The 12,987-nt window shown below is 68.1% G+C and carries 13 protein-coding genes; 4 read left to right on the top strand and 9 right to left on the bottom strand.

Annotated features, from left to right (window positions below):
* Nucleotides 1-97 precede the first annotated feature (97 nt).
* The 4 genes from LGR69_RS31420 to LGR69_RS31405 form a co-directional block, all read right to left on the bottom strand.
* Complete coding sequence (locus LGR69_RS31420; protein WP_142584632.1) at nucleotides 98-424, bottom strand: hypothetical protein; 327 nt, start codon at nucleotides 422-424, stop codon at nucleotides 98-100.
* On the bottom strand, nucleotides 421-1,518 hold the full coding sequence (locus LGR69_RS31415) for an IS5 family transposase (RefSeq protein WP_142584633.1): 1,098 nt from the start codon (nucleotides 1,516-1,518) through the stop codon (nucleotides 421-423). The genes LGR69_RS31420 and LGR69_RS31415 overlap by 4 nt, the downstream gene beginning before the upstream one ends.
* Before the next feature lie 253 nt (nucleotides 1,519-1,771).
* On the bottom strand, nucleotides 1,772-2,884 hold the full coding sequence (locus tag LGR69_RS31410; protein ID WP_142584634.1) for a nucleotidyltransferase family protein: 1,113 nt from the start codon (nucleotides 2,882-2,884) through the stop codon (nucleotides 1,772-1,774).
* A 211-nt stretch (nucleotides 2,885-3,095) separates the two neighbouring features.
* Nucleotides 3,096-3,875: a SprT-like domain-containing protein gene (locus tag LGR69_RS31405; RefSeq protein ID WP_142584635.1), complete on the bottom strand. Its 780-nt coding sequence runs from the start codon at nucleotides 3,873-3,875 to the stop codon at nucleotides 3,096-3,098.
* Between the two features lie 725 nt (nucleotides 3,876-4,600).
* Between LGR69_RS31405 and LGR69_RS31400 the strand changes: the two genes are divergently transcribed.
* Nucleotides 4,601-4,831, top strand: a complete 231-nt coding sequence (locus LGR69_RS31400) for a hypothetical protein (protein WP_142584636.1) — start codon at nucleotides 4,601-4,603, stop codon at nucleotides 4,829-4,831.
* Nucleotides 4,832-5,559: 728 nt separating this feature from the next.
* Here the strand turns inward: LGR69_RS31400 and LGR69_RS31390 are convergent.
* The 5 genes from LGR69_RS31390 to LGR69_RS31370 all read right to left on the bottom strand — a co-directional run bounded on the left by LGR69_RS31390 (nucleotide 5,560) and on the right by LGR69_RS31370 (nucleotide 10,397).
* Entirely contained in the window at nucleotides 5,560-5,871 is a 312-nt protein-coding gene (locus LGR69_RS31390; protein WP_230368549.1) for a heme utilization protein, read from the bottom strand.
* 813 nt (nucleotides 5,872-6,684) lie between these two features.
* Complete coding sequence (locus tag LGR69_RS31385; protein WP_127993259.1) at nucleotides 6,685-6,915, bottom strand: hypothetical protein; 231 nt, start codon at nucleotides 6,913-6,915, stop codon at nucleotides 6,685-6,687.
* Nucleotides 6,916-6,934: 19 nt separating this feature from the next.
* A complete protein-coding gene (locus LGR69_RS31380) occupies nucleotides 6,935-8,287 on the bottom strand; it encodes an exodeoxyribonuclease VII large subunit (protein ID WP_142584637.1) in 1,353 nt (450 codons plus the stop codon).
* Nucleotides 8,288-8,377: 90 nt separating this feature from the next.
* The gene (locus LGR69_RS31375; protein ID WP_230368548.1) at nucleotides 8,378-9,280 is read right to left on the bottom strand and encodes a hypothetical protein; all 903 of its coding nucleotides are present in this window, start codon (nucleotides 9,278-9,280) and stop codon (nucleotides 8,378-8,380) included.
* Between the two features lie 298 nt (nucleotides 9,281-9,578).
* Nucleotides 9,579-10,397 carry a helix-turn-helix domain-containing protein gene (locus LGR69_RS31370; protein WP_078947033.1) on the bottom strand — a complete coding sequence of 273 codons (819 nt, stop codon included), beginning with the start codon at nucleotides 10,395-10,397 and terminating at the stop codon, nucleotides 9,579-9,581.
* 805 nt (nucleotides 10,398-11,202) lie between these two features.
* Between LGR69_RS31370 and LGR69_RS31365 the strand changes: the two genes are divergently transcribed.
* Genes LGR69_RS31365 through LGR69_RS31355 form a run of 3 tightly spaced genes read left to right on the top strand, consistent with a single transcriptional unit; the run spans nucleotide 11,203 to nucleotide 12,313 of the window.
* Entirely contained in the window at nucleotides 11,203-11,883 is a 681-nt protein-coding gene (locus tag LGR69_RS31365) for a ParA family protein (RefSeq protein ID WP_053608915.1), read from the top strand.
* On the top strand, nucleotides 11,880-12,173 hold the full coding sequence (locus LGR69_RS31360; protein WP_053608914.1) for a hypothetical protein: 294 nt from the start codon (nucleotides 11,880-11,882) through the stop codon (nucleotides 12,171-12,173). The genes LGR69_RS31365 and LGR69_RS31360 overlap by 4 nt, the downstream gene beginning before the upstream one ends.
* Before the next feature lie 2 nt (nucleotides 12,174-12,175).
* Nucleotides 12,176-12,313: a hypothetical protein gene (locus tag LGR69_RS31355; protein WP_230368547.1), complete on the top strand. Its 138-nt coding sequence runs from the start codon at nucleotides 12,176-12,178 to the stop codon at nucleotides 12,311-12,313.
* The last annotated feature ends 674 nt before the right edge of the window (nucleotides 12,314-12,987 follow it).

The following is a 12,987-nucleotide window of genomic DNA, read 5'->3' as shown; positions in this document are numbered from 1 at the left end:
TCTCCAGTCTCACCGATCGTGCGCCGGAAAACGCCCTCGATTGCGCCTCCGCCACAGTTCGATTGCGCGCCGCTACATATAGGCGACGTGTGAGGAACTAGCAGGCTGTTGAAGAACTCGGCCAGCGGCGAGCGGTGAAGGGTATGTCGTCGCCGGCGTGGAAGCCGATTTCGCCCCGAAGCGAGCCGTCGGCCTTGATCTCGGCCCAACCGGAGCCGCGGGCCTCGTCCATCTCGTCGTTCCCGTTCCAGTCGAACTCGACGGCAGCGTGGTCACCACCACCGGCGAAGGCCCCGGTGACGCATCCGAAGGCGAACTCGCCGCCGGTGGCCTCGAAGAGGATGTAGGCCGGCTCGACCATGTCGGCGTAGTCGTCCGCATAGCCCGGCAGCTCGACGATCCGCCACTTGCCCAGGACGCTCACGCCAGAGCTCCGAGCAGCTTGGGCAGGCGAACGAGGTTGTAGGCCGCCGCGGTGAAGGCGAAGGCCCACCCGACCCTGTCGCGGCCTCTGAAGCGGGTTTTCCGCTGGCCACCCACCGTCTTGATCCAGCCAAAGCCCTCCTCGATGCGCTTGCGGATCTTCTGGCTCATGCCATAGCCGGCATGGCGGGTGGTTCGCCTATCGATGGACGAGCGGCGGCCGTTGGTGTTCTGGGCCACGTGCGCGCGGACATTCATCGACCTCAGCTCGTTGACGAAGTCCTCCGTGTCATAGGCCTTGTCAGCGCCCACTGAGATGGCCTTGGGCCGGTCCGCCTTCGGCTCGATCATCGCCAGCGCGGCAATGCGCTCGGCGTGGCCGTCCGCGGCCGTCAGGCAGGTGTCCACGATCAGGGCCGAGCGGTTCTCCATCAGGGCATGGCCGATGAAGCAGAGCTTGGCCTCCATACCCGGGCCCTTGCGATAGAGCCTGGCTTCGGGGTCGGTGGTGCTCGCGTGCGTCTCGTTCGAACGCTTCTGACCCCTGAAGTCGACCTCGGCGTTACGTCCGCCAGCGGGTGGTGGAGCTTGGTCCCCGTTTTGGTCCTTGGGCTTGACGCTCTTCATCGAGGCCCAGGCCTCGATCAGCGTGCCGTCGACGCTGAAGTGGTCGCTGGACAGGAGCCGCTTCACCCGGGGCTGGGCGAGCACGGCTACCAGGAACTTGGCGGCGATCGCGCCGGCCAGCAGCCGGTCCCGGTTCTTGCTGAAGCTTGAATGATCCCAGGCCGGATCGTCGACGCCCAGCCCCACGAACCAGCGGAACAACAGGTCGAACTCCAGCCGCTCCATCAACTGCCGCTCCGAGCGGATCGAGTAGAACGCCTGCAGGAGCATCGCCCGCAGCAGCATCTCAGGCGGGATCGACGGGCGACCCATCCGAGCCGCATAGAGCGCAGAGAAGTCCCCGCTCAGCGCTGCGAGCGCCACGTCCGTGAGCTGCCGGATCGTCCGCAGGGGATGGTCGGGCCGGACCCGAGCCTCCAAATCCACATAGGAGAACAACGTCCCCGAACGCTGATCCGAACCCCGCATCCGCCTTCCCCAAGCGCTTTCAGGAAAGAGTGAATCACGCCCAGCTCGGCCACGCCACGGACTTCTTCAACAGCCTGCTAGTCGCTGCCCGCCGGTGTGCGTGTGTCCGCCTGCGACACTACCGGGAGACGCGAAGACCGCATGGCCACGGGTAGGACTGCTGTAGGCATCACTATCTTCGTATTGTTGTTGGGTCAGAACTTGGTTTCCCCTCTCGAGGCCGTAGTTAATCCCACCTGACCCGGATATTGGGCTAGGGACGTGGTTTACCGGACGCGTCGAAGCCGAGGCCCTCCGGATCTTCGCCGATCTCCGTCAGTCCATCGACGATTCCGGCCACAAGCCCGGTTCGGGCCTTGGTCGGGACTGACGCCAGTCCTTCACGCAAGGCCTGCCGCCAAGCCGGACCTCGGCCCCACGCCTCGGCGTAAGCCGTGGCGAGGTCGCTCGCCCGCCGCGTCATGGCCAGGGCCTGCCCGAGAACGGCAGCCTGGAGGGCGTCCTTGTCGCGCTTCAGCCGCCCGAGCGGATCGTCCCGCCTGCGGCTCGCGACGATGAGTTTGTGGACGGCGAAGCGCTCGGGTGCCGGCACAACGACGTTGACCCCACCGCCGTACAGGAGCACTGCTCGGACCGGCTCGTGGATCAGGAAGTCTAAGAAACGAAGTGGGTGGGCCGCGGCCCCGCCCAGCGCGGGCATGCCGGCTGGCTTGCCGTCGTGGTCGGCGCTGCCGCGGTTCGGCGTCAGGAACTCGACCTCGTAGCCCTTCGCGTTCCGGAATTTGGTCGAGCGCCGCCCGTCAGCCTGATGCGGGAGATCGCGAAAGGTCGTGTCGACCGAGCGCAGGACGTCGAGCATCGGCGGCAGGCTGTCGTCGACCGCGGCCGACACGGAGTGGAACTGCGCGAAGTCGGCGTCGCCGGTCTGCAGGGCGGCGTTCGGCAGCCGCGCGCCGAGGATGCCCGGGTAGCACTGGAAGGCGACGGTTCCGACCAGAACACCGCGAAGACGGAACAGGCCGGCCTCCGAGAGCGCGCGCACCACGTCGCCCGAGAACCGCTCGGGCGCCGGCAATCCCGCTTCCCGGACGAGGGTCGAGACCAGCTTCCGCCGGGCTTTGAGGTCGCCTTTGATCGCTTGGAAGCGCTCGACGCGGTCCGTGATCTGCGCGTCGTGCTTGGGACCGACGTAGCGGCGCTTGACGCCGTCCGGTCCGGGCAAGTCGAAGTACCAGTAGGCGCGTCCATTGACCGGCACGGTCACGAAGCGGCCCGCGATCGGGAAGTCGGCCTCGAACGCGCCATCGAGGCTGCGCTGGCACAGCTCGGCGTAGAGTGTCCGATACGCCAAGTCGATCTCTCTCATCCCCGCCACCTCGCTATAATCTTTTAGCGAAAGATTTATAGCACGTTCGGAGACGAGGAACGCGCCCTGTTATAATTTAGTTGTGAAAAAATTATAACAGGGCGCGGTAGCAGACCGTGGCCGATCCTACGCGCTCGGCTTCACCGGCCGAGACCGAAGCGCGACGTTGCGACGAGCGTAGGGTTACGACCATTCCCGCAGTTTCTTGATCTCATCGCTGACCCTGGCCTTGCATCGGCTGACGGCAGACCCCGCAGATGAGAGGAGTTTCCGGCTTTGCCCAGGCATTCGCGTTGCAAGCTGGACAGGTGTACTTCGTCTTGCTGGCCGCCTTCTTCTCCCGCGTCTCACGATCGGTCTCATTCCCCAACTCGACGAAGGGCACCATGTTCGTCCGCGCAGCGAGCAAGTCGGCGCAGGCGCGCGCGAAGCGCCCCCCCTCCTCGATGAAGTGGCTGACGCGCTGACCCGTCTCCTTGCCGCCCGGCTCGCCCGTGTCGGACGGGATCAGCCCCACGGCCCGCATCATCCGCGCCCACTCCGTGTTGTGGTACCTGCCCCGGGACGGCATGCCGAAATGCGCCTGCTCCAGGTGGACCATCTCGTGCACGAGCGTCGAGAGGATCTCCTCGGTGGTGCGCTCGGCGAAATGGCTCGGGTTGAGCGCGATCTCATCGGTAATCGCCGTGCCGTCGCGGGTGGTGAAGCGCCGGCCGGAGAAGTAGCCGTAGGCCTGCTTCCTGCGCTGCAGGGTGAGGAGACAAGGTGGTAACTGGCCCGAGAATAGCCGCGCGTTGAAGAACGCGTAGGCGTCGATCAGCGCGGAATAGGTCCGAGCGGTCGGGTCGGTTGGATCGTACGAAACAAAAACTGCCGGCTCGTTCTGGATCGTCGGCCGGTCGTTCGTACCGCGCACGCCGTCACCGCCCAGCGACGGATCGCCATTTAACGTGGGATCGGGACGAGTGTTTTCATCTTCAGGTTGTGACACGGCGCCGCCTCGTCGAAAGACGAGTCCGGTTCACGCCAGCCACGTAGGGCCCCGGGTCTCACAGCGCCTGAAGAAAGCATCCCTCAGCGACCGGTATGACCCGATCGACTGGCTCATCCGCATGATGTCCACGAACGGGACTGTCGGATGCCGGGGGCAAGGGACCGGTCGGACGGCTCTCTGGGTCGAGGCTCGACCCGGAGAGCCGTCAGCCGCGCCAGCACAGGCCAACCCGGAGGATGAACGCCGCAGAGCAGCACGAACTTCTCGAGCTGCCGATCTCAGGACAGCGGCAGCCCACAGCCCCAGCGCGTTCGTCGCCTAGGCCTTTCTCTGCTGCCACAGACCGCCAGGAGGGTCCAAGCCGTCGGTGCCCGTCGAGCCCTCGTCGGCGAAGGTTATCCACCGGCAAGACGGCCGGGCGCTCTGTGCGCGGTGGTGTCGGGGTTTGGACCGGTGGCCACGCATCGGGATCGGGCCTTCCCGGCCCCGCGTCGCCCCACGCAGAGGGCTCACCCGCGGGCGCTCTCCTGTTCCAGCACCGCGGGTGTACCGGGCGCGGGATGACCTGGAGCCGATCGCCCGGATCGCGGGGTCCTGACTTGGCTCGAGATGCGCGACGAGACGGACGCTCGACCCGAGCCCGCCGCGCGGCTATGGCCCGGCAGACGCGCTGGCGCTGCCGCCCTCCGGGCGACCGTCATCGCCGTGCGTGAGCTACGCTCGTGAGCAGACCCAACACCGCGCAGATCCGCCTGCTCGCGTACTTGGCGCAGACGCCGGGTGCGGGGTTCGTCGCGGTGAACCAGGTCGACCAGGCCCGGGCGGTTCGCGCGGGCGACGACCTGTTCCTGCCCTCGCTCGTGGCGCGGGGTTGGGCCGAGATGGACGCGCGACGCCCCGGCTACGCGCGCATCACCGATGCCGGACGCTCGGCTCTGGCTGACCTAGACTGAGGGCAACGGGAGGGCGACGGAGGCTTCGGGAGCGGAACGGAGGATCACAGGCCCGCGGATCCGCAGCGCTCGCCTCGCGCTCGGCTGGGCGTTGCAAGGGCTCGCGAGCGGGGCGAAGCTACTGCCGAGCGTCGTGGACCGGGCCGAGCGCTGCCCCGGTGAGCCGGCGATCACGCAGCTGAACGCCCTGATGCGGGCCCCGCGCACCGCCGCGGTACCGATCGCAGCCAGAACACCCGGTGAGCCGCACACCATAATCAGGCAGGGGCCGCACCTGCCTGTCGCGGGCTCGCCCGCGGACATTACCGTGCAGGAGCGGTCGTGCTCGTGCCCATACCGACGCCTGGGTGGGAGGTTCCGGTACCGGGCACTGTCGCGGCGCCAGCTGTACCCATGGTCGAACCGGTGGCTGAGCCAGTCGTCCGCTCGTTCATCTTCTCGCTGTTGCTCTTGACGGAGCCCGGGTTGTTCATATTGCCCGTAGCGCTGCCTCCGCCGGCCGGCTGCTGAGCGTAGGCTGTGCCGGTCAGAGCGACCGCGAGAGCGACCGCGAGGCCGCAAGTTTTAAGGCGCATAGGCGTTTCCTCAACTATCCCGTGTTCGGGTTCGAATGCAAACGCCGGCTGCGCTGCCTTTGTTCAGTAGAAAGTGACGCCTGCGGCTGGGGATATAGGCGCTGCGCCCTTACTTCGGCGAACAGCTGGTGAGCCGCATCCACACGAAACCCGCTATCCAGCGCGCTGGGCGCTCCAACGGCCGGTGCAGGTGACCAGTCCGCCGGACGTGTGCCACGTACCGTTGCCGCTGCCCCTGACGTCCAGGCTGCCGGAGATCGGGACCCTGTTGGCCCCGCTGGTAATCGTGGCCTGCACGGATCCGGTCGACGACACGCCGCCGTCGATCTCGACCTCTCGGCCCGGGACCGAGGCGTCACTGTCCTTGATCCGGACTTGGTAGCGCGTGCGCGTCGCGCAGGGCCCTTGAGCCGTGATGGCGATGATGGTCCAGGATCCGTCGTACCGGTTCGGCACGCGCACCATCCTCGCCGCGGCACCGGCTGGATGGAGAGCGCCAGTCAAGAGGACGGCCGCGAAGATCGAGGTGGGGATACGCGCCACAGACAGCTCCGGGAGATTTCGGCAGCCGAACTTGACCGGCCTCTCACAGAACGGTCCGTCCACCGACACGGTTTCCCGGATCCGCGCGCGCTCCCGGCCGTGAAGGGTGTTGCGTGCGTCATGGCTCTCGGCTGCGTCGTCCCGGTCCTCCCGGGGTTCGCACCAGTGGCCACGCGCCAGGGCCGGATCTGCCCGGTCCGGTCCGCCTATCACCGGACGGCGGCATTGGCGGTGGGTTCAGTCCACCGCGAGACTTCGCGGGCGCGGCGGCTTGCGTGGAGCGGCCCAGGGCGCAGCGTGAGGAGTCGGAAAAGCGCCTGCCCCGTTCCAACTGAGCTTGCAGTCTGACGCATGCGTGCGGCACGACTTTGACTAAGCTCAACGGGGTCGAAGCGCATCGCGGTCGGAGGCCGCCCGACGGGGGCTGGGCTCTCGCAGCGTCCGCAGGACGCGCGACCCGAAGGCTGCCGGAATGGCGAACGGGCCGCCCCACCTGAATGAGGACAGCCCGTCGCCGAGACTCAACATCGGAGCACGATGTCAACGCGTGCCTCAGGGAAACTGCAGACCGCAGCGCCGGTTCCCACCCACGCCGCCGACGCTACGTGGCATCGACAGATTGCGGGCCCGTCGAGCGCACGCGTGCGGAGTGATGCCGAGCGATGGTGGCCCGTGGCGGGAGCCGCGCAAGGGCCGAGAGCTGTGTGTGTCGGCCGGGGATCTCGGATCCACCGTTCAGGCGGCGCTGGCCGGCCGGGCGTTGCCGCGCAGGCAGGCGACGGCCTCGCGGATCTCGACGGCGTGATCGACGAGCCTCCGCTTCAATCGATGGGCCTCGGCCACGGTGTCCGGCAAGCGCCTGAGCCGGTCCTCCAACTCGCCCGTGCGCAGACCGCGCGCGAGCTCGTCCAGGCGCGCCAGCATCTCGGTGAAAGAAAGTTCAGGCTGGTGGGTCTCTGGGGTCATGGTGTGATCTCCGTACGGTTCAGTGGGTGGTGCTCGGGTCGTGGGATGCGACGACCGCGACGGTGAGGCTGCGCCCGTCCGCGAACGTCAGGGTGAGTGGCCCAACCGCGGCCTCCGGGCCGAAGATCGGTCCGCCGGCGGCGTCGCTGAGCCGGACGAGGCCCTCCGGCCAAGGGGCCGACTGGTCCGGTGCGGCGCGCGCGGCCCGATCCGGGATAGCCAGCAGGATCAGGGTCTGTTCCAAGCCGCACTCGATCGCACGCGCGGTCGACTCCGCCCGCCGCTTCGCCGCTTCGAGACAGGCCTCGGCCGCGTCCGCGACCGCCTCGCAGCCGGCGATGCCTAACCGGTGCACGGATCGCTCGAACTCATCCAACGCCGCCTGCAGCGCGGTCCAGGTGGCCTCGGCGCGTGCGGCCGAGCCGTCCAGCAGGGTGAGAACGAGATGGCGCGCCTCCGAGGGCGTCGGCAGGCTCGCCCAGGCGACGATGTCGGCGATGGTTGCAGCGTCGGTGCGGTGCCCGACCGCAGCCACCACCGGCACGGTGAGCGTGGTGATCGCCGCCGCGACCTCGCGGGCGCCGAGCGCGCCGGCCGGGCTGCCACCGCCGCGCACCAGCAGCACCAGGCCGCGATCCTCGCGGCCCCGGTGCAGGGCGGCGGCCTCGTCCAGGCGTCGTATCAGGGCGGGGACCGCGCCGGGCCCGTCGAACCGGCATTCCAGGTCGTCGACCTGCAGGATACCGGCGGCCGCCAGGGCTTGCAGCGTCGCGGCGACGTCGTCCCAACCCTGGCCCGGCGGGTGCAGCACGCTGACGCGCTCGAGGTGGGCCGGGCTCGACAGCCGGCGCTGCGCCTCGAGCAGACCCGCCCGCCTCAGACCATCGAGGATGCGGGCGCGCTCCAGTTCGGCCTCGGACACCCGCCACGCCGGCTCGATCGCACTGACGTTGAGCCGCAGCCGGGCGTCCGACAGCCAGGAGGCCGTGCAGGTCAGCGTGACGTCCCGATGTTCGAGCTCCGTTGGATCGAACGGCCGCTCGAGCGCGGCGGCGATCGCGTCGCGAGCGTCCGCACCGATGCGGGCGTTCAGGACCGGGGCGTTGCTGCCGAGGAAGCCATGCGTCGGGCGAAGCTCGAGATCGTGGCTGCCGTGCCACCGGGGCAGCACTCGGGTGACGGTGGCGCAGACGCGAAACCGCCGCGGCAGCCCGGTGCGCACGGCGCTGCCGGCGCGGGCCCAGAGCTCGTGCAGGTCGAGGACCGGCCCTTCCGGGTCCGGTGGCGGCGCGCGGCCGGACCGGGACCGCTCGGGTGGTGGCCCGCTCTCGAGTGTGGCCGGCGGGGCGCGGCGGAATTCGTGGATACGCATAGGGGTTCGAGGTTCGGATCTTTGAGGAAGAGGGACCGGGACAGGGGTGAGCCGGCCCGGGCGCGACACGCGTCCGGGCCGCGCGGAGGATCAGAACGGCGCGTCGGAGGGCCAGGCCTCGTCGCCGGGAGCGGTGCGGGGGCGAGTGAGCACCTCCGCGATGCGGTCGAGACGGGCCCGGTCGGCCCGCGCGAGTTCGCCGCGCAGCACTTCCTCGATCGCGGCCTGCACCGCGCCGGGGATGGGCGAGGAGCGCCAGGCGAGCGCATCGACGGGCGTCGGCACCGGCCCGGCCAGCGTGATCAGCGGGGCGCTGAGATCACAGGCGGCCTCGACCACGCGCGGGTCACTGAACGCCCGCCCGCCAGTCCGACGATCGCCGGTGACGACGAGAACTGCGTCCGCGCCGGTCCAGTGGACGAACTCGGCGGCGTCGCGCAGGGCCTCATGCACGGCGTCGGCATCGTCGAGATCGACCGGCCGCACGGCGAGGGAGACGATCCGGCATTCGTCCAGGTTCTGGAGCTGCATCGCCAGGGCAGCCCAGCGCGGGCCATCGTTCTCGGGTACCAGGGCGAAGAGCTGGCGCAGCCGCTCAGGAGCGCGCCTCTGCCGCCACCGCCCTTGCTCCTCCAGAGTTCGACGCAGCTCCGCGTCGGCCGCTGCCTGGGCCGGTGTCGGCCAGTCGCTGGCCGAGATCACGAGGCGCGGCCCGAGCCGGGCGTTGTATTCGAGGTCGAAGCGGATCGGGATCGGCTCGCCCGACCGGATCCAAGTTGGGCCGAGGCCCAACAAACCGAGCGCGGAGGCGAGCCATTCGTCCCCGACGTAGACGTGGCCCAAGGCCGGACCGCCGGGCTCCGGGCCGGTGAGCAGGGCCCTGAGGCCGGGCTTGTACCGGTGTGGCAGGACCCGCAGCAGAGCCTCCAGCCCGTCTTGCGAGGCTGATGGGCGTGCGGGATCCTGCGCGCCGGCAGGCACCGTTATGTTCATGATGTGTTCCTTATGCGAGGGAGCGGAGCGAGCCCGAGCGGTCACCGCGGCGCGGCGGCGCCGGGGTGAGCGTCCTGTCGTCCTTCCCGGGATTTGCGTCGGGTATCCCGACACCCCTCCCCTCTCGTCCCTGAAGGCCGGCGCGCAGGCGCGCGGCCCCACTTCCAGAAGCTAAACGCCCCCGTCCTCGGCACTCACACCCACGGGCGATCAGGTCGTCACTCGATGTTTGGACAGACTCTACCCTTCGAGCGCTCACCGAGCCCGTGCGTTCGTCAAACCGTCCGGCGTCAGACCCTCAGCGCATGACTCGGCCCGTGCCACGACCCGCGCGGATCCGTGTTGGATCGGATCGGTTGAGGTCGCCCGCTGCCCTCCGGCAGCATTCTGAGGGTTCCGTTTTCCCCGATTCTGACAGGGTTAGAACTTCAGTAGGCGTGCCCCGCGGGGATTTGCACCCTCCCCCCTCCCCCGACGCCACACGCGCATCAACGCGGTCGAGGTGTCCGCCGGGTGATTTACGCGCCAGCCGCAGCCAGGCCTGCCACTCGGCCGCGACGATGCGCACGATGTTGGTGTCGTTGCGGAAGCCGGTGACGCGCCGCTCCTCCACCGTCACCAGCCCCAACTGTGTCGCCTCACGGATGGCGTTGCGCACGGTGGTCTCGGCGACACCTGCGATCGCCGCGAGCTGACCGATGGCTAGGCGGCAATCCTTCCGGCGCACGGTCTCGGCCGCGACCAGGGCGAGCACCGCCTGCTCGGCCAGGGTGAACCGCGCGGCCAACCCCGGCGGCAGCCGCCCCGAGGCGGCCCAGCGGCGGCGACGCTCCAGCGAGGCCTCCGTGCGTGGGCGTGAGCCGACTGACCTACGCGCTGGTGAGCCGGAGTTCGGAGGTGATGCGGTGGGGGATGGCCCGCGGGCAGCTTGTTCGATCGGTGAGAGACGGCGGGAAGCGGGTGCATCCGTGCGCGCCTCGATCAGCCCCGACAGAGCTTCCGCCTCAACCTCTGTGATTTTCCCCTGCCCGTAGGCGCGCCAGAGCGCAGCCGTCACGGCCGGCAGCGCGGCTTGGGGGGCAACCTCCGCCTGTCGGCGGATTTCCTCAGCAAACATCGTCCTGGCCCTTCACAGGGCCGCGGCAGAGCAAGGGGTACGCACAGCGTGCGTACCCTTTCCACAAGGCACGACTTCATCGTCGCGGGAATTGGCGTTCCCGCTTGACGCCCGGGGGCGTCATGTGGCTTGTGAGGGATTGCAGAAGGTCCTCTTACAGGCCACTTCGATTTCGCGGGCTCCTCGTTTGGCGACGGGGGGCCCGTAGTCGTTTCAGGGTCTCAAGTCCGCGGCGATTATCTCCTTTCCCGGCTCACGACTCGATGGATCGAGCGCAGCCAGGGTTGCTCATGTCGGCTGGAGCGTACGGTCAAGTCAACGTCGCGGCCGGGACTGGATAGCTGTGACGAACGCGTCAATGCTGCGGACTGCGCGCCCAAAGCCTGACAGAGCCGCGACGATGGCCAATAGGAAGGCGGGATCGGTGAAGTGGTGGGACACGGTGTTGCTCCGTCCCGAACCTCGACCCGGCTATACCGGACAGGTGTGGCCTCGAAGGCGAGGCGGAGCCCGTTCCACATGACCACGTATCTATCAGATCGCCGAGCAGCCCCGAGCGATCCTAGCCCGCCCCCATAGCATCCCAACGTCTCTCGCATAGGTGCTAGCGCTAGCTATCATATCATATCACATTATTTAGTCTGGGATCAGCGCCGCTTCTGCGCTGTCGAGTGCTACGCTTTTAACGCAACCGTACCCCTCTCATTTGCTCCGAGCCGCTCGACACCGAAATGGGTTTTAACCCTTTGATAATCGTGCGATCACTACCCTCCTCGCCTCTACAATCCGGCAGGAGAGCGTCGGCATGCCCGTCATATCGATCGCCAACCCCAAAGGCGGCGCTGGAAAATCGACCACGGCCTTGGTGCTGGGGACGACGCTGGCGGCCCATGACGCCACCGTGACGCTGCTCGACTGCGACCCGAACCGCCCGATCGCGGGCTGGGCGAGGGGGGGCAGCAGCACTGCCATGAAGGTACTCGGCGACGTTGGGGAGAGCGGCATCGTCTCGGCGATCGACGCCGAGCGTGCCGCCCGCCAGTTCGTCTTGGTGGACCTGGAAGGCACGGCGAGCCGCATGGTCTCGCGCGCCATCATGCGGTCCGACCTAGTGCTGATCCCGATGCAGGCCTCCGCAGTCGACGCGGCACAGGCCGCCCGCGCTGTCGGCTTGGTGCAGGAGGAGGAGCAGGTGGTCGGCCGGGCGATCCCGTTCCGTGTGCTGTTCACCCGTACGTCGTCAGCGATCCCGACCCGGAACGAGAAGATGATCATCGACGAGCTGCGCGAGGCCGGGATCCCGGTCCTGACCACGCACCTCAACGAGCGGGCTGCCTACAAGAGCATGTTCACGTACGGCCAGACACTCGTTGAGCTGGACCCATCCCTCGTGAACGGGCTCCCAGCCGCGAAGGAGAACGCCGAGCGTCTGTCGGGCGAGATCATCGAACTCGTCAGCACCCTCAACCGGAAGGCCGCAGCGTGACCAGCAAGCCCTCCTTCGGCTTCGGCAAGCTCGCCGAGATCCAGCCAGCCGCGCCGGAGCCGGCCGCACCAGTCGCCCGGGAGATCGATCGTGTGGCTGACAAGCTGGGGTTCCCGAGCCGCGAGGTGCCGACCCGGCGCAAGCGTCGGATCACCGTCGATGAGCCGACGGATCAGTTGAACCTCCGGGCCGCCATCGCCGACATCAACCGCTTCGTGGAGTGGTGTGAGACCGAGCGCATGTCTTACCGCGAGGGCTTTGGCCGCCTGGTGGCCAAGATCGGACAGTAACCGTGATCGTCTTCGAGTTGAACAATCAGCAGATTGCTCTTCCCGCCCTGCTGCTAATGACCGTCATATCGCTCGCACTCGGACTTGCGATCACGCCCGATGGGGCCGTGACCGATGGCTGCGGAACGAGCTACGCCTAACCCCTGGTGGCGAAAACGGCTGCGGTCCTGGAACGGAGCATCGAGGGTGAGGTCTCGCGCGAGACGCTGATCGGGCTCCTCCTGCACCATGCGCGAATGCCGGGCATACTGGCGGGCCGGAACCTTGCGGCGGTCGCACGCGATTTAGCGGGCTTCGGCGTACCACCCTCGGCCTACGAGATCCTGGAAGGCGGGGACAACCAGATCACCCTGGGTTTTTGCCACGCGCATCCGGACTGGTCAGGAGATCGCGTTCCGTCTCATGTGGCCTCCGTCGCTCACTGGACAGGACGGTAAGTGCCGCGGTGCGGCTCGGCTTTCGGTGATCTCGACGCCACCGCTCGACACCTGCTTCGGGTCCGAGTTCGTGCGTGTAAACATTGATGCCGCTCTGCAGCAGGAGGATTTCGACCGGGAGGGCGTGCCGCACTGGCGGGGCGCTTGGATCCGGTCTACCTGCCGGGCGCTGCCGAGCGGCGGACCATGGAAGCGGAGCGCATTGAGCACGGTCTCAAGTGGAGCCCCGTCAAGATGTTCGAAGGTCGATGCCGATCGGCGTCGGAAAGTCGTCGAACTGGCGGCGGGCCGTGAACTATCTGGGGTGCCGACATAGGACGGGCACAAAACCACGCTAAGGAGACAAACGAGGAACGAAGTTTGGGTTGGAGCGATGC

The sequence above is a fragment of the Methylobacterium brachiatum genome (assembly GCF_020523825.1).
Classification (GTDB): domain Bacteria; phylum Pseudomonadota; class Alphaproteobacteria; order Rhizobiales; family Beijerinckiaceae; genus Methylobacterium; species Methylobacterium brachiatum.
This window is presented reverse-complemented; position numbering and strand designations above follow the sequence as displayed.